The organism is Nocardioides sp., assembly GCF_041393715.1.
Classification (GTDB): domain Bacteria; phylum Actinomycetota; class Actinomycetes; order Propionibacteriales; family Nocardioidaceae; genus Nocardioides.
The window spans coordinates 195,857-212,562 of the sequence record NZ_JAWKJQ010000001.1 but is presented as its reverse complement, the minus strand read 5'-3'; the positions used below and the strand labels follow the sequence as shown (position 1 = coordinate 212,562).

The following is a 16,706-nucleotide window of genomic DNA, read 5'->3' as shown; positions in this document are numbered from 1 at the left end:
GGGCTCAGGCCACCCGGTCGGTCGGCGGCGCGACGGAGTCGAGCAGCCGGGACACGATGCCCTCGACGGAGACGCCGGTGAACTGCGCCTCGGCGTCGAGCAGGATCCGGTGCGCGAGCACCGGCTCGGCGAGGTCCTTGATGTCGTCGGGCACCACGTGGTCACGGCCGTCGGCAGCGGCCCACGACTTGGCGACCCGGATGAAGGCCAGGCAGCCGCGCGCGGAGATGCCGAGCTTGACGTGGGGCAGCCGCCGCGACTCCTCGGCGAGCTCGGCGACGTAGGCGACGATCGCCGGGTCGACGTAGACGTCGTCGGCGAGCCGGCTCATCTGGGCGATGGTCTCGGCGGTGATCACCGGCTTCACCAGGGCCGCCCGGTCGCGGACCTTGGCCTCGGTCAGCAGCTCGACGGTCGCCGCCCGGTCGGGGTAGCCGAGCGAGGTCTTCATCAGGAAGCGGTCGAGCTGGGCCTCGGGCAGCCGGTAGGTGCCGGCCTGCTCGATGGGGTTCTGGGTGGCGATCACCATGAACGGGCGACCGACGGCGTGCGGCTCGCCGTCGACGGTGACCCGGCCCTCCTCCATCACCTCCAGCAGCGCCGACTGGGTCTTGGGCGAGGCCCGGTTGATCTCGTCGGCGAGCACGATGGAGTGGAAGATCGGGCCCGGGTGGAACTCGAACTCACTCTTGTGCTGGTCGTAGACCGTGACGCCGGTGACGTCGGAGGGCAGCAGGTCGGGGGTGAACTGGATGCGCGCGTGGCTGCCCTGCACGGTGTTGGCCAGCGACCGGGCCAGCATCGTCTTGCCGGTGCCGGGGAAGTCCTCGAGGAGCACATGGCCCTCCGACAGCAGGCAGGTCAGCGTCAGCCGCACCACGTGGCGCTTGCCGAGCACGGCCAGCTCCATGTTGTCGGTCAGCTTGTCGAAGGTCTTCTGGAACCAGGCTGCCTGTTCGGGGGAGATCGTCATGGGGTCGCTTTCGTGATGAGTGGCACCAGGCTACGGCCAGGTGAAGGTCTTGCCGGCGGACTTGCCCGAGTCGGTGCCCTGACAGTCGACCGGTGACCTTCTTGCCCGACTCGCCGTAGAAGTACCCGGTCTTCTCCCACGAGCCCTGGGAGAAGGGCCGTCGGTCCCGACCGGCGGCATGCCGGGGCGGTTGATCGTGCACGACACGGGCGAGCCGAAGTACGTCGCCCGGAGCTGGATAAAGCCGCACAGCTGTCGTTGTTGCAGTCGTCCTGTCCGTCGCCGCCGGGTGGCAGGGCGGACGCCGCCTCGTCGTTGCACGGACCATAGGTGTCCACCTCGATCAGGGCATGGGGCCGAGGTGTCGTCCTGCATCCTGGTTGCTCACCGGGTCACGGCTCTGGTCGGGGTCGTGGACCACGACCGTGATCTTCTCGGTCACGTCGTAGTCCAATGGCTCGACGGGGATGTTGATCGTCCCCCAGTCGGGGCCGGGCACGCGGGACGCTGCGACGGTCGCCGCTCCGCCGAAGGTGATGTCGACGTCGACCGGGGCGCCGTTGGGATCCACCGTCACGGTCCAGCCGAGGTTGATGCCCTCGGCATCGCCGGTCTCGTGGCGTCACCGACGGCGGTGATCTCGATGAAGGCTCTTCTGCGGGACCATAGGTCTGCACCGGCTGATGGCTGCTTAGGTGCAGCGGTCCTCCTCGTTGCAGACCTTCAGTCTCCACAGTGTGCGGCCCGCGTTGTCGCCGACCGAGAAGCTTCTCCTGGTGGTCGGACCGTGACCGAGCCACGTCGAGGGCGGTGCCCCCCACCGGTCAGGGCGCGGACAGTGGATTCGCTGCCCCGGGCGTCGGGCACGTGAACCTGGCCTCGACCTCGCCGCTGACCCCGGTCGCCTGCAGGACCAAGCGCCCCACGCCAGCGGGTTTGCGACGGCACGCCACGCGGGCGGTGGTGCTGCCCGGGCCCGCCGACTTGTCGCCGGTGGTCGCCTGGACGTGAATTCGTGGTAGACGCCGTCGTAGTGCAGCCCACCGATGATGCACGTGGTCGACTCGCGATGCCGACGCACGGGGCATAGGGGCCCGTTGTAGGTCACGATGTAGTTGACCGCGGGCCCGCCGTGGAGTCCACCGGCTTCCAGGTGACCGTGACACTCGGTGGTCGAGCCAGTGGGTCGTCGGGATGTCCGAGGTTCTTGGGCCGCCCGATCGAGCCCTGGACTCTGGGGGCCGGTGACCGCGACATCTCCCCAGCCCTGCGCGTTGTGCGCTCGGATCTTGACCTTGTACTTCTGCTGTTGGAGAGCCCGGTGATCACGATCGCTGCGCTGGGGCCGGTCTTCGTCGTGCCGCCGGGCCAGTCTGACCTCGTAGGTCGACCTGGGAGGCCGTCTTGGCCGGCGGGTCCCATGCGATGCTGATCACGCGGTCGCCGGTCTTGACCTGGTGGATGTTGCTGACCCGCCCCGGCACCTCGTCGGGCTGCGCCGGCGCGGAGGCGGGGCTCCAGTCGGACCAGCCGATCGCGTTGCGCGCCCGCACCGTGAAGGTGTAGCTCTGGCCGTTGGCCAGGCCGGTGATGTCGCAGCCCGTCGACGCGCACTTGACCGAGTGGCCGTTGCTGGCCCGGAGCTCGTAGAGGTCGATCGGCGAGCCGTTGGCGTCCGGCGCCGCCCAGGTCAGGTGCACCGCGTTGGCCTGAGGGCTCAGCCCCGGCACCGGTGCGGCCGGCCGGTCGGGCACGCCGAGCAGCTCGAGGCTGAGGATGTTGGCGGCCTGCCGATCGCGGGCACCTCCGGCGACGTCGCTCATCACGACCCTGAACCGCGCCTCGCCATGAGCCTTGGCGCCCGCCGAGATCCGCACCGACGAACCGCTCGGGTCCACCCGCACCTCGGTGCCGTTGAGCCGGGTCACCTTCACGACCGTGGGCTGCGGCCTGGGGAGCTTCGAGCTCAGGTAGGGGGCCAGGTCGACGGTGCGGGACTCACCGGCGCGGAGGTCCGTGACCCGGATGGGCGCGAGCACCGGACCGGTCGCCTTCACGACGCGGACCCGCAGCTCGCCGGGGTCGCTCTTCCCGGCACGCACCTGCAGAACGGCCTCGCTCCCCGCCTTGGCGTCGCCGCTCGCACGCAGCTCGACCGGCATCGACGTCGGGTCGACGATCTCGAGACCATCGACGCCCTTGCGCCAGCGCGAGGTGTAGGCCAGGTCGGCGAGCGCGTCGGGGTCGGGCGTCCAGACGTTGCACAGCGCGGCGATGTCGAGCTGCACCGCGCTGCCCTGGGGCACCTCGATGGTGTCGGTCGGGCAGGTGAGGATGGGCTTGTTCTGGCCGACCTGCACCGGGATGCTGACCCAGGCCCGCGGCGCGTCCTGGTCGTTCTGGTCGGTGCCGGCCATCACCTGGAGCGTCACCGCACCCGGGCCCTGGTAGGTCTTGGCAGCGGTGATGCTGAGCGCGGACACCCCGGTCGGGACCACGTTGACGCCAGCCTTGGGCGAGCCCGCGACCTCGGTGCCGGCGACCAGGCGCAGCGGCAGGTCGCCGGGACTGACGATGTAGTCGTCGAGCCGCACCCGCCCCGATTGGCCGGGCGCCAGCCTGATCACGGCGTCGGCCTTGACGAAGGGCAGGTTGCCGGCCCGTGGGGGCACATAGAGCTGCGCGATGGCGGCACCGCCGTCGGCGTCGACGACCCGGAACGGCACCACCATCGGCACGTCGCCCCGGGTCACGGTGATCTTGCCTCCGTCGACCGACGCGACGGCTCCCGGCGGCGTGAAGACGTCGGTGATCCGCAGCTCCTCGGTCGGACCGTCGGGATCGTACGCCGTCCGCAGCACGTCGACCTTGACGGCCGGCGAGTCGTTGCTGGCGCCGTAGGCGTCGAAGACCACCGGCGGGTTGTTGAACGGCTCGGCGGTGCGCAACGTGATCGTCGACTGGCTGGTGGTCAGGCCGTTGTCGAGCAGATAGACCACCTCGATCGTGCGACCGTCGGCCTCGGCCGGCGCCTGGATGGTCACCGGTCCGTTGGGAGACTCCAGGTGCACGCCTTCCGGTGGGTCGACCAGCTCGATCGCGGGCCGGTCACCGGGGGCGATGAAGTCGTTGGCCGTGGGCGTCACCGTCGCGACGCGGCCGGGCTCGACGGTGATCGTGTCGGGGACCGCGAGCGGCGGCTGCGGAGGCCCGGCCGGCGCCACCGCCACCCGGGCGGTGCCGGTGGCCTGCAGACCGAACGTGTCGGTGACGGTGTACTCGAACTCGTCGGTGCCGGAGCTGTCGGGGAAGGCTTGGTACTCGATCGTGTTGGCACCCAGCTTGGTGACCCGGCCGAGGCCCGGCGCCGAACCGAGGCCGACGAGGCTGACGGCGTCACCGTCGGGATCGACGCCCGCGCCCGGGAGCTTCACCACCACGGTGCCGCCCGCGACGGTGCGCGCCTCGAGCACCGGCGGCTCCGGTGGGCTGTTGTCATCGGACAGCGGGACCACGGAGATCGAGACCTGCCCCTGGCTGGTGGCCCCGGCGGTGTTGGCCGCGACGTAGTCCAGGGTGAAGACCGTCGGGTCGGTGATCTTCTCGGGGGCGACATAGCGGACCAGTCGCCCGGCCACGGTGGCCGTGCCGGTCATCCGGGTGCTCCCGTCGGGCCCGACCACCGTGAGCTGGCCGGCCTTCTCGCCCACGATGTCCGTGACCAGGCTCAGCGGGTCTCCGGACGGGGCATAGTCGTTGTCCAGGACGGGGATGCTCACGCTGGCGCCGGCACGCACGGTCACCTCGTCGGCAACGGTGACCGGGGCGTCGTCGTCGGGTGCCGGTCGCTGGTTGACGGTGACCTCGCCGACCACGGTCGCGGAGCCGTTGCTGACGGCGTAGCGGACGATCTGGGGACCGCGCAGCTGTCCCTGGCGGGCGCTCACCCGGACCCACCGACCGTCGATGATCGCGACGTCGACCTGTTCCTCGTCGAGCGCCCAGGCGCGCTGCACCATCAGCAGGCCGCCGGCCGGGTCGTGGTCGTTGGCCAGCACGTCGGCGATCCCCGGCGCGGTGCCATAGAGGGTGAGCGAGTCGGGCATGGCCACCGGCTGCCGACGCTCGCGCGGCCGCACGTCGATCCGGATCTTGCCGTGGGCCAGCGGAGCGGTGCCGAAGCCGGCGTCGTAGTCGAGCGTGTAGGACTTGGCGACCGAGGCGCGGAAGGAGACCGTGCCGTCGCTGAGGTCGGTGCGCACCTGGGCACCGCCGGTCGCCCCGACCTTGCCGGCGAGCTGCAGCTGGGCACCCGGGTCGAGCGGGTCGGACCCAGGCAGGTCGTTGGCCAGGGGGCGGACCGTGACCCAGCGCCCGGTCTCCACCGAGGTGATGTCGGGCTCGGCGTCGGCCGCGACCGCGCGGTCCCGCTCCGGGTCCTGGACGTTGAACGTGAGATCGGTGGGCACCGGCTCCGAGCGGCCGTCGGTCACGGCGTACTTCACCGTCACCTTGCCCGGCTGCGGCGGAGCGATGAACCGCACCCGCCCGGACGCGGTGGTGCGCGCCGCCGCGCCGTCGGCCTTGCTGGTGACCTGCGCGGAGGCGAGGGCCAGGGCGTCCCCGTCGGCCCGGTCGCGCCAGTCGGGCAGCACGGGCAGCTCCAGGGAGCCGCCCGCGGGCACCGCCCAGGTGCGCGGCTTGAACCCGTCGCGCAGCGTCGGCTGACGGTTGGCGTCGTCGCGGCGCGTCGTGACGGTCACCCTGGCGTGCGCCGAGATCTCCCGTCCGTCGTCGATGAAGTACTCGAAACTCGTGGGAGCGGTCGTCCCCGGGCGGAGCTTGAGCTGCACGGTCTGCCCGTCGGGGCCGATCGACAGCTTCGCCCCGTTGCGGGTGATCGGCTCCACCGAGCGGATCGCGAGCACCCGCCCCGCGGGAGCGGAGTCGTTGTCGAGGGGGTAGAGCGTGGTCGTCCGGCCGGGCCGTGCACCGAAGGTGTCGGCCACCGCCTTCGGAGGCCGGCGGTCTCCGTCGTTGCTCTTCTCGGTGTCCTTGTCGTCGCTGTCGTTGTTGTCCTGCTGGTTGAACGCCGGCCAGTCGTCGAGGGTGCGCGGCTCGTCGCTGTCGATGTTCCACACCCGGCCGGAGAAGCGGTCGTTGAGCACGATCTGGCCGCGGTTGACCCGGAACACCAGGTCGTTGGCCTCGCCCTGGAGGAACGCCGCGTTGGCCGGGTCGCTGCCGCACTGGGTCACCACCAGGCCGCGACCGCCGGACCAGGCGGCATAGCTGCACGCGCCGAGGCGGACCGGGGGCGTCGGCCGCCCGCTGGCGCCGTCGTAGACCGTCGTCAGGCTGCCCGTCGTGAGGTCCACCGAGAGCAGCGCGGTCGGCGTCGCCACCAGCACGGCGCCGGCGTCCGGTCCGGGCGCCTGCAGCACCGCGTCCTCACCGACGACGGCGCGCGCCTGGCCCTGGGCGACCAGCGTGCCCGACTCCCCGTCGAGCACGACGGGGACCTCGCCGACGGCGGTCAGCGCGAGGTCCTCCCCCAGCTGCTCGTCGAGCGTCGTCGTCGTCGGGTCGACGAACTCCCCACCGGCGGGAGCGAGCCGGGTCACGGTGTCGTCGGCGGAGGCCACCAGGACGGTTCCCGACTGGGTGACCGCCAGCGACGCGGGCGTCTTCACCGTGGCGAGGGGGCTGGCGTTGGTGTCGACGGCCGTGAGCTGGGGGGCGTTGAGGTCGGGGTCGACACGCTGGGCGCGCACCGCGCCGGTGGTGGTGTCCAGCACCGCCAGCGACCCTCCGGCCAGCTGGACGCTGGCATAGCGCGGCAGCCTCGCCGCGGCGTCGTCGGCGGCGGTGGCGGTGGCCGGGTCGAGCGGCCGCAGGCGGTGCCCGGTGCCCTCGACGCCGACCACGACGGAGTCCTCCTGGACCAGGTCCAGCTCGTCACCGAGGGCCGCGAAGGTCGAGGCGTCCTGCTGACCGATCGGCTTGTTGATCCTGCCGTAGTAGCCGCTGCGGGTGTTGGTGACCCAGATGCCGCCGTCGTTGAGCTCCGCCTCGTGGGAGTCGAAGCCGTGCGCCTGGACGGCATAGACGACCGCCCCGCTGGCCGTCGCCAGCAGGGTGAGGTTGGCGACCACACCGGCGGTGCGCCGGCGCCACGCCTTGCCGCGACCGCTCATCTACTCCCCGAAGGCACCATGGATCTCCCGTGCGAGGGTAAACCAGGCGGCCGAGAAGTTCGGCAAATCATGACGAACAGCGCAGACTCGGTGAACAATGGGCCACGTCGCCGGTGGTCTGGACCGGTCGGCGAACCTCCGCGCCGGACGCGCACGCCAGTCGAGAGGAAGTGGTCGTGGACACCAGCTACGTCGCTGGGACGGGCCTCCTACTCACCCGCAGCCGCCGCTGGCTGCTGCTGGACGACGACCCACCGAGAGATCGCGTCGAGGAGTGGTGGGACCTCCTCGGCACCGCCGGACCGGTCCGCGACAAGCTGGTCGCGGCCCTCGAGGTCGCCTACCCCCTGCACGAGGTGTCGCTGGTGCTCGTCGACCTCGACGACGCGACCACCACCCTCACCTGGGGCAACGGACGTGTCGACGCCGACGCCGGCGGCCAGCGCCTGAGCGTGGGGCTCGCCGGCGAGGGCAAGGCGCTCCCGCTGCTGGCCGGCGTGGTGCCGGCCGCGACGGTCGAGGTGCGCACCGCCTCCTTCGGGGGCGCCGGGACGCTGATCGACGGCATCCCCGCCGACATCCTCGAGAGCAGCAGCTCCTCGCCGCCGCCGACCAGGCCGATGTTCCGGCCGGCCGACGCCTCCTCCCGCGACGAGGAGGTCGAGATCACCGTGCCCCGCCGGGTCTCCGACGTGCTCGGCGACCCGTCGTTCGCCGCCGACACCGCGGAGCCGGTGACCACCTCCGAGCTCAGCGACCACCTGCGGCAGTCCTCCCAGGAGACGGTGCTGGCGGTGCAGTGCCCGCACGGCCACGTCACGCCCGCCTACACGCCGACCTGCCGGGTCTGCAACGCCGCGGTGGAGCCGCAGGAGCCGCGCAGCATCCCACGGCCCAACCTCGGCGGTCTGCGGCTGCCGTCGGGCGAGCTGGTGCCGCTCGACCGCGGTGTCGTGTTCGGCCGCAAGCCGACGCCGGTCCCGGGCAGCAGCGACTGGCCGCACCTGGTGCACCTGCCGCAGGACTCCACCTACGTCAGCCGGATGCACCTGCAGATCGAGCTCGACGGGTGGCTGGTGCTGGCCCGCGACCTCGGTTCCCGGGGCGGCACCACGCTGCGCATCCCGGGCCGGCTGCCGCAGCGGATCCGCGCCAACGAGCGCTACGTGCTGGAGCCCGGCCACGCGCTCGACCTCGCCGACACCTACGAGATCACCTACGAGGTCTCCTCGTGAGCGCTCCCCGGATCCCGGGGTACCGCTATATCGACCACCTGGGAAGTGGCGGCTTCGCCGACGTCTTCCTCTACGAGCAGGAGTGGCCCCACCAGCGGGTCGCGATCAAGGTGGTGCGCCCCGACGTACCCCTCAACGAGCGGGAGAAGTCGCTGTTCACCAGCGAGGCCAACGCGATGGCCCGACTGGCCGACCATCCCTACATCGTCACCGTGATGACCGCCGGTGAGACCGAGGACCACCGTCCCTACCTCGTGATGAGGTTCTGCCCGCCGCCGGACCTCGGGGTGCGGGTGCGCGCCAACCCGATGCCGGTGGCGGAGGCGATCTCCACCGGCATCAAGCTCGCCAGCGCGATCGAGACCGCCCACCGGTCCGGCATCCTGCACCGCGACATCAAGCCCAGCAACGTGCTCGTCACCAGCTACTCCGAGCCGGCGCTCACCGACTTCGGCATCGCCGGCGGCATGCACGAGGTCGAGGGTGACACCGACGTCCGGATCTCCTACCCCTGGTCGCCACCCGAGATGCTCGACGGGCGATCCAACGGTTCGGTCGCCTCCGACGTCTACTCCCTCGGCGCGACCATCTGGCACCTGCTGGTGGGACGCTCCCCCTTCTCGATCCCCGGAGGCGACAACTCCACGCGGGCGCTGAGCGCCCGGATCCTGCACGCCGACCCGCCGGCCACCCGGCGGCCGGACGCCCCGCCCGGGCTCGACCGGCTGCTCCAGCAGTGCCTGGCGAAGGAACCCTCCCACCGCCCGCAGTCCGCTCTCGAGCTGGCGCGCAGCCTGCAGCGCATCGAGGCGACCGCCGGCTACGCGCGGACGGCGATCGCGGTCGAGGCCGACCTGCCGGGCACGCCGGTTCGCGACTTCCACCTGGACTCCGACTCCGACGCCACCCGGCTCAAGCCGCCCACGCTCGTCTCCGGGTCGGCGCCCCGGTCGACCACCGGAGTCGCGGAGGCGCCCGACACCGAGGACCGCGCCCCCCGGGTCAGCGGCACGGTCTGGGCGGTGCTCGGCACGGTGGCCCTGGCCGTCGTCGGAGGTCTGCTGATGTTCAGCCTCGGCCGCGGCGACGCCGGCGACAACCCCGACGACGGGCCGACCTCCCGGCCCCCGAGCACGCCCGCGAGCCTCGACCCCGGCCTGCTCACCGAGCCGGTGCTGAAGGCCACCCGACGCGGCAAGGTCGTCACGGTCACCTGGACCGCCGGCGACGGCGGGCAGCCGGGTGACACCTGGCAGTGGCAGCGCGCCGACAGTGGCGAGGTGCAGCGCACGGCGGACTCCTCGGTCACCCTGCGCACCAGCAAGCCGGTGTGTGTGCAGGCGCGACTGATCCGCGCGGGCTCGCCCTCGCCCTGGTCCGACGTGTGCGCCGACTGAGCACGCTGCGACCGGCCGGACTCAGGGTCCCGCTGGGCCTGATGGCGCTGGGCCTGGTCGCCGGCTCGATGCTGAGCGGGTGCAGCGCCGCTCCCGCGCGAGAGCCCGCCGACCCGACCGGCAGTGCCGGGACTCGGCCCTCGACGCCGGCCTCCGCCGCGAGCTCCCCTCCGTCGTCGACCACGCTGGAGCGGCTGCTGGCGCGGGTGCGGGTGGTGCCGGAGCCGACGTACCGATCGGGGTATGACCGCAGCTGCGAGGCCGGCCACGCCTGCGTGTTCGGCCCGCTGTGGACCGACGACCACCCCGGTCCGTTCGGGCACAACGGCTGCGACACCCGACAAGACGTGCTGCTGCGACAGCTCAGCGACCTCGAGATGCGGTGGGGCTCTCGGTGCCGGGTCTTCGACGGCACGCTCCCGCGACCCCTACACCGGGCGCCGCCTCACCTGGCGACAGGACGGCTTCGCCATCCAGGTCGACCACGTCTATCCCCTGGCCGCGGCCTGGGCGGCCGGTGCCTGGGCATGGCCGCAGCGTCGTCGGCTGCGCTTCGCCAACGATGTACGCCGGGAGCTGCTGGCCGTCTCGGCCGACGCCAACCAGGCCAAGGGTGCGGCCACGCCGAGCCAGTGGCTGCCGCCGCGCGGCCGATGCGGCTACCTCGGCGCCTACCTTCGGGTCGCCGTCGCCTACGACCTCCCGATCACCGCGGCCGACGCTCGCGTGGTCCGCCGGGTGGCCACCCGCTGCTGACCGCGCCGGCTCAGCCGTCGGAGCGCTGACCTCGCTGCACCCGTCGCTCGTGGACCAGGCTGGCGACGGCGGTCGCGGCCAGGGTGCCGACGATGGTCACCAGCGAGGCCCAGATCGGGATCTCCGGGGCCCACTCGACGTGCTCCCCGCCGTTGACGAACGGAAGCTCGTTGTGGTGCAGCGCGTGCAGGATCAGCTTGACGCCGATGAAGAAGAGCAGGAAGGCCAGGCCGTAGGCCAGATAGACCAGCCGCTGCAGCAGGCCACCGATCAGGAAGTACAGCTGTCGGAGGCCCATCAGGGCGAACACGTTGGCGGTGAAGACGAGGTAGGGCTCGCGGGTCAGCCCGTAGATGGCGGGGATCGAGTCGAGGGCGAACAGCAGGTCGGTCATCCCGAGCGCCAGGATGACCAGGAACATCGGCGTCATCATCCGCTGCCCGCCGACCCGATGCAGGAGCTTGGTGCCGTGCCACTCCTCGGTCACGGGGAAGTGCCGGCGCACGTAGCCGACCAGCCGTGGCTCGTCGTACTGCTGGTCCTCCTCCGCGCCCTCGCGGGCCAACGACACCGCGGTCCACACCAGGAAGAGCCCGAACAGGTAGAACACCCAGCTGAACTGGTTGATGGCGGCCGCACCGACGGCGATGAAGGCACCACGGAAGACCAGCGCCAGGATGATCCCGACCAGCAGCGCGGTCTGCTGCAGCTCGCGGGGCACCGCGAACTTGCTCATGATGATGATGAAGATGAACAGGTTGTCGATGGAGAGGGAGTACTCCGTCAGCCAGCCGGCGAAGAACTCGCCGGAGTAGCGCGGGCCGCTGACGACGTAGATGCCCACGCCGAACGCCACCGCGGCCAGCAGGTAGCCCACGAGGTGCCGAGACACCTCGCCGGTGCTCGGCTCGTGCGGTCGGCGGCCGATGACGAGCACGTCGATGGCGAGCGCCGCCACGGTGGCGACCATCGTGACGACCCAGACGGTGGTGGTGACGTGCACGCTCAGCGCCCGCCGAACGGGACGCCCAGCTCCCGGAGTCGGGCCTCCCCGCCGTCCAGTGCGGTGAGCACCCACGCTCCGTCGGGGGTCAGCGCGAAGCTGTGCTCGAAGTGCGCGGCCCAGCTCCCGTCGTCGGTGACCACCGTCCAGTCGTCGTCGAGGACGCTGGTCAGGTGGGTGCCGAGGGTGACCATCGGCTCCACCGCCAGCGCCAGCCCGGTCACCAGCTTGGGGCCGCGCCCCGGGCGGCCGTAGTTGGGGACGTTGGGCGGCTGGTGCATGGCGGTGCCGATGCCGTGCCCGGTGTAGTCCTCGACGATGCCGTAGTCGCCCTGGCCGCGGACGTAGGTCTCCACGGCGTGCGAGATGTCGGTGACCCGGCCGCCGAGCCGCGCGGCCGCGATCCCCCGCCACAGCGACTCCTCGGTGACCTCGAGCAACCGGGCCAGCTCCGCCGGCACCTCGCCGACGGCCACGGTGAACGCGGCGTCGCCATGCCACCCGTCGACGATGGCGCCGCAGTCGATCGAGACCACATCCCCCGCGCCGATCACCCGGTCGCCCGGGATGCCGTGGACGACCTCGTCGTTGACCGACGCGCAGATCGACGCCGGGAAGCCGTGGTAGCCCAGGAAGGAGGGCGTCGCTCCGGCCCCCCGGATCGAGTCCTCGGCGATGGCGTCGAGCTCGGCGGTCGAGACGCCCGGAGCGATGGCCGCGCGGACCCGCTCGAGGGTCTGGCCGACCACCAGGCCGGCTCGACGCATGGCGTCCAGCTGGCCGGGGGTCTTGATCTCGACCCCGCGGTCACGCAGCCCCACGGCGCCCGCGTCAGCTCTCGGGGACGACGTCCAGCGCGGTGAAGATGCGCTGGGTCACCTCGAAGACCTCGCCCAGCCCGTCGACCTCGATCAGCAGGCCGCGCTCGCGGTAGACGTCGATCAGCGGAGCGGTCTGGTCGGCGTAGACCTCCTGGCGGCGCCGGATGACGTCTTCGGTGTCGTCGGCCCGCCCCTCGGTCTCCGCGCGCTGCAGCAGCCGCTGCACGATGGCCTCCTGGTCGACGGTGAGCACGACCACGGCGTCGAGGCGATGTCCGGTGTAGCGGATCATGCCGTCGAGCTCCTCGACCTGGGCGAGCGTGCGGGGGTAGCCGTCGAGCAGGAACCCCGGCTCGGCGTCGGGCTCGTCGATCCGGTCGCGCACCATCCGGTTGGTGACCTCGTCAGGGACGTACTCGCCCGCGTCCATGTAGCGCTGGGCCTCGACGCCCAGGGGCGTGCCCTGCGAGACGTTGGCGCGGAAGATGTCGCCGGTCGAGATGGCCGGGATCGAGAAGTGGTCGGCGATGAACTTCGCCTGGGTGCCCTTGCCGGCACCGGGCGGACCCATGATCAGGAGGCGCATTAACGGAGGAACCCTTCGTAGTTGCGCTGCTGCAGCTGGCTCTCGATCTGCTTCACCGTGTCGAGCGCGACGCCGACCATGATCAGGATGGAGGTGCCACCAAACGGGAAGTTCTGGTTGGCGTTGATCAGCGCGAACGCGATCAGCGGGATCAGGGCGATGGTGCCGAGGTAGAGCGAGCCGGGCAGCGTGATGCGGGACAGCACATAGGCCAGGTAGTCCTCGGTCGGCTTGCCCGCCCGGATCCCGGGGATGAAGCCGCCGTACTTCTTCATGTTGTCTGCGACTTCCTCTGGGTTGAAGGTGATCGAGACGTAGAAGTAGGTGAAGAACACGATCAGCGCGAAGAAGCCGATCATGTAGAGCGGGTGGTTGCCGCGCACGAGATAGTCGTTGACCCAGACCACCCAGGCCGCGTCGCTGCCGGAGTTGAACTGGGCGGCCAGCGCGGGGAGGTACATCAGGGACGAGGCGAAGATGACCGGGATGACACCGGCCTGGTTGACCTTCAGCGGGATGTACGTCGAGCTGCCGCCGAACATCTTGCGACCGACCATCCGGCGGGCGTACTGGACCGGGATCCGGCGCTGGCCCTGCTCCATGAAGATGACGGCGGCCACGACCGCGAGGCCGACCGCGATCACGACGCCGAAGACCCACCAGCCGCGGCTGACCCGGACCGCCCACATCGACGACGGGAAGCCGGAGATGACCTGGGTGAAGATCAGCAGCGACATGCCGTTGCCGACGCCGCGCTCGGTGATCAGCTCGCCGAGCCACATGATCACGGCGGTGCCGGCGGTCATCGTGACGACCAGCACCAGGAACGACACGGTGCCCTGGTCGTAGAGCAGGTCGAGGTTGCAGCCCTGGATCAGCCGACCCTGGGTGCGGGCCAGCGCGACGATGCCGCTGGCCTGCAGAACCGCGAGACCCAGGGTGAGGTAGCGGGTGTACTGGGTGATCTTGGTCTGTCCGGCCTGGCCCTCCTTCTTGAGGGCCTCCAGCCGGGGGATCACCACGACCAGCAGCTGCAGGATGATCGAGGCCGTGATGTAGGGCATGATCCCCAGCGCGAAGATCGTCAGCTGGAGCAGCGCGCCACCGGAGAACAGGTTGATCAGGCTGTAGAGGCTGTTGTCACCGACGCCGCTGAGGCACGACTGCACGTTGCGGACGTTGACCCCGGGAGCGGGGATCTGCGAGCCCAGCCGGAAGATCGTGATGATGAACAGCACGAACAGCAGCTTGCGTCGCAGGTCCGGTGTCCGGAACGCGTTGGCGAACGCCCTCAGCACGACATCCTCTTTCTTGGCTGTTGCTCGCGGCTCTGGCCTACGGCGGCACCGGTGCCGACCCGTCCCTGGGCCGGTCCCGAGCCGGCGGCGGGAACGCCGGGAAGCCTAACAGGCACCCCGTCGTCGCCCGCCGGTGCGGCGAAGGGCGCGGGCCTTCCGGGAACCATGGCTCCCGGTGGCACGCGCCCCGCCGCTCTCAGCGCACCGTGACGGTGCCGCCGGCGGCCTCGATCTTGTCCTTGGCGGACGCGGAGAAGGCGTCGGCGCTGACCTGGACGGCGACCGACAGGTCACCCTGGCCGAGCACCTTGACCGGCTGGTTCTTGCGCACCGCGCCGCGCTCCACGAGCTGCTCGACGGTGACCTCGCCACCCTCGGGGAACAGCTCGCCGATGCGGTCCAGGTTGACGACCTGGAACTCCACCTTGAAGGGGTTCTTGAAGCCCTTCAGCTTCGGGAGCCGCATGTGGATCGGCATCTGGCCACCCTCGAAGGCGGCAGGGACCTGGTTGCGGGCCTTGGTGCCCTTGGTGCCGCGGCCGGCGGTCTTGCCCTTGGAGGCCTCACCGCGACCCACGCGGGTCTTGGCGGTCTTGGCTCCGGGCGCCGGGCGCAGGTGATGAAGCTTGAGCGTCATCTCACTCGACCTCCTCGACCGTCACGAGGTGACGGACGGTCTGGACCATGCCCCGGATCTCGGGCCGGTCCTCCTTGACGACCACGTCGCCGATCCGCTTCAGGCCGAGCGAGCGCAGGGTCTCGCGCTGGTTGGCCTTGCAGCCGATCGAGGACTTCTTCTGCTGGACCTTGAGCTGCGTCATCAGGACGCACCTCCGGTGGCGGCCGCGGCGACGGCCGCCGCCTTCGCCTCGGCCTGGGCCTTCAGGAGGGCGGCCGGAGCCACGTCCTCCACCGGCAGCCCCCGACGAGCGGCGACGGCCTCGGGCTCCTCCAGCATCCGCAGCGCCTCGACGGTCGCGTGGACGATGTTGATCTGGTTGGACGAGCCGAGCGACTTGCTCAGCACGTCGTGGATGCCGGCGCACTCCAGGACCGCACGCACCGGGCCACCGGCGATGACGCCGGTACCGGGAGCGGCCGGCCGCAGCAGCACCACGCCGGCGGCCTTCTCACCCTGGACGGGGTGCGGGATCGTGCCCTGGATCCGGGGGACCCGGAAGAAGTGCTTCTTGGCCTCCTCGACGCCCTTGGCGATCGCGGCCGGCACCTCCTTGGCCTTGCCGTAGCCGACGCCGACCATGCCCTCGCCGTCACCGACGACGACCAGGGCGGTGAAGCTGAAGCGCCGACCACCCTTGACCACCTTGGCGACACGGTTGATCGCGACGACGCGCTCGATGTAGGCGCTCTTCTCGGCCTGGCGACGGTCGTCGCGGCCGCGACGATCCGATCGCTCGCCACCCGAGCGCTGTCCGCGCTGGGCTCCGCTCATGAGTCTTCCTCTTCTCTCTGCTGTGTCGCGCTCAGAAGGACAGTCCGCCCTCACGGGCGGCGTCGGCGAGGGCCGCGATGCGGCCGTGGTACTTGTTGCCGGCACGGTCGAAGACCACGCCGTCGATGCCGGCCGCCTTGGCCCGGGTGGCGACGAGCTCGCCGACCTTCTTGGCCTTCGCGGTCTTGTCACCGGCGACGCCGCGCACGTCGGCCTCCATCGAGGACGCCGAGGCGAGGGTCCGGCCGACGGTGTCGTCGACGACCTGCACCGAGATGTGCTTGGCGGACCGGGTGACGACCAGCCGCGGACGGTCGGCGGTGCCGGAGATGTGCTTGCGACCGCGCAGCTGACGGCGCAGCCGCGACTGCACGCGGCCCGCGGTGTGCTTGCGGTGCTTGAGGGACACGGCCATGGGTTACTTACCAGCCTTTCCGACCTTGCGGCGGATGTGCTCGCCGGCGTAGCGCACGCCCTTGCCCTTGTAGGGCTCGGGCTTGCGGAGCTTGCGGATGTTGGCGGCGACCTCGCCGACCAGCTGCTTGTCGATCCCCTGCACGCCCAGCTTGGTGGGGCTCTCCACCGTGAAGGTGATGCCCTCGGGCGCGTCGAAGGTGATCGAGTGGGAGTAGCCGAGCTGGAACTCCAGCTGGGTGGGGCCCTTCGACAGCACGCGGTAGCCGACGCCGACGATCTCGAGCTTCTTCTCGTAGCCGTCGGTGACCCCGACGACCATGTTGTTGATGAGGGTCCGGGTCAGCCCGTGCAGCGAGCGGCTCTTGCGCTCGTCGTCGGGCCGCTTGACCTCCAGGGCACCGCTGTCACCCTTCTCGACGGTGATCGGAGCGGCCACGGCGTGGGTCAGCGTGCCCTTGGGGCCCTTGACCGTCACCACGCTGTCGTCGATCGCGATGTCCACCCCCGAGGGGACCGCGATGGGCAGCCTGCCAATGCGCGACATTGTTCAGTCTCCTTCGCAGCTCTCGG

The 16,706-nt window shown here is 71.1% G+C and carries 15 protein-coding genes; 3 read left to right on the top strand and 12 right to left on the bottom strand.

What is annotated here, in order from left to right; genetic code table 11:
- Positions 1–4: 4 nt before the first annotated feature.
- The 3 genes from R2740_RS01100 to R2740_RS01090 form a co-directional block, all read right to left on the bottom strand.
- Entirely contained in the window at positions 5–973 is a 969-nt protein-coding gene (locus R2740_RS01100) for an AAA family ATPase (RefSeq protein ID WP_371300841.1), read from the bottom strand.
- Positions 974–1,316: 343 nt separating this feature from the next.
- A complete protein-coding gene (locus R2740_RS01095; RefSeq protein ID WP_371300840.1) occupies positions 1,317–1,550 on the bottom strand; it encodes a hypothetical protein in 234 nt (77 codons plus the stop codon).
- Positions 1,551–2,298: 748 nt separating this feature from the next.
- Positions 2,299–7,170 carry an Ig-like domain-containing protein gene (locus tag R2740_RS01090; protein WP_371300839.1) on the bottom strand — a complete coding sequence of 1,624 codons (4,872 nt, stop codon included), beginning with the start codon at positions 7,168–7,170 and terminating at the stop codon, positions 2,299–2,301.
- Between the two features lie 176 nt (positions 7,171–7,346).
- Here R2740_RS01090 and R2740_RS01085 point away from each other — a divergent pair, with 176 nt between their 5' ends.
- The 3 genes from R2740_RS01085 to R2740_RS01075 all read left to right on the top strand — a co-directional run bounded on the left by R2740_RS01085 (position 7,347) and on the right by R2740_RS01075 (position 10,558).
- On the top strand, positions 7,347–8,405 hold the full coding sequence (locus R2740_RS01085; protein ID WP_371300838.1) for an FHA domain-containing protein: 1,059 nt from the start codon (positions 7,347–7,349) through the stop codon (positions 8,403–8,405).
- Positions 8,402–9,802, top strand: coding sequence for a serine/threonine-protein kinase (locus R2740_RS01080; RefSeq protein ID WP_371300837.1), 1,401 nt, complete (start codon positions 8,402–8,404; stop codon positions 9,800–9,802). The genes R2740_RS01085 and R2740_RS01080 overlap by 4 nt, the downstream gene beginning before the upstream one ends.
- Before the next feature lie 243 nt (positions 9,803–10,045).
- Complete coding sequence (locus tag R2740_RS01075) at positions 10,046–10,558, top strand: DUF1524 domain-containing protein (protein WP_371300836.1); 513 nt, start codon at positions 10,046–10,048, stop codon at positions 10,556–10,558.
- Positions 10,559–10,568: 10 nt separating this feature from the next.
- Here R2740_RS01075 and R2740_RS01070 read toward each other — a convergent pair whose 3' ends face one another.
- From R2740_RS01070 to rplF, 9 genes are all read right to left on the bottom strand, one after another.
- Positions 10,569–11,561 (bottom strand): TerC family protein, encoded by a 993-nt coding sequence (locus R2740_RS01070; protein ID WP_371300835.1) that lies wholly within the window; start codon positions 11,559–11,561, stop codon positions 10,569–10,571.
- A 2-nt stretch (positions 11,562–11,563) separates the two neighbouring features.
- A complete protein-coding gene (gene map, locus R2740_RS01065; protein ID WP_371300834.1) occupies positions 11,564–12,382 on the bottom strand; it encodes a type I methionyl aminopeptidase in 819 nt (272 codons plus the stop codon).
- A gap of 10 nt (positions 12,383–12,392) precedes the next feature.
- A complete protein-coding gene (locus R2740_RS01060) occupies positions 12,393–12,968 on the bottom strand; it encodes an adenylate kinase (protein ID WP_371300833.1) in 576 nt (191 codons plus the stop codon).
- A complete protein-coding gene (gene secY / locus R2740_RS01055) occupies positions 12,968–14,266 on the bottom strand; it encodes a preprotein translocase subunit SecY (RefSeq protein ID WP_371300832.1) in 1,299 nt (432 codons plus the stop codon). The genes R2740_RS01060 and secY overlap by 1 nt, the downstream gene beginning before the upstream one ends.
- A 196-nt stretch (positions 14,267–14,462) precedes the next feature.
- On the bottom strand, positions 14,463–14,903 hold the full coding sequence (gene rplO / locus R2740_RS01050) for a 50S ribosomal protein L15 (protein WP_371300831.1): 441 nt from the start codon (positions 14,901–14,903) through the stop codon (positions 14,463–14,465).
- Between the two features lies 1 nt (position 14,904).
- Entirely contained in the window at positions 14,905–15,087 is a 183-nt protein-coding gene (rpmD, locus tag R2740_RS01045) for a 50S ribosomal protein L30 (RefSeq protein ID WP_371300830.1), read from the bottom strand.
- Complete coding sequence (gene rpsE / locus R2740_RS01040; RefSeq protein WP_371300829.1) at positions 15,087–15,719, bottom strand: 30S ribosomal protein S5; 633 nt, start codon at positions 15,717–15,719, stop codon at positions 15,087–15,089. The genes rpmD and rpsE overlap by 1 nt, the downstream gene beginning before the upstream one ends.
- 31 nt (positions 15,720–15,750) lie before the next feature.
- On the bottom strand, positions 15,751–16,134 hold the full coding sequence (gene rplR, locus R2740_RS01035; protein ID WP_371300828.1) for a 50S ribosomal protein L18: 384 nt from the start codon (positions 16,132–16,134) through the stop codon (positions 15,751–15,753).
- Between the two features lie 3 nt (positions 16,135–16,137).
- On the bottom strand, positions 16,138–16,680 hold the full coding sequence (gene rplF, locus R2740_RS01030) for a 50S ribosomal protein L6 (protein ID WP_371300827.1): 543 nt from the start codon (positions 16,678–16,680) through the stop codon (positions 16,138–16,140).
- Between the last annotated feature and the right edge of the window lie 26 nt (positions 16,681–16,706).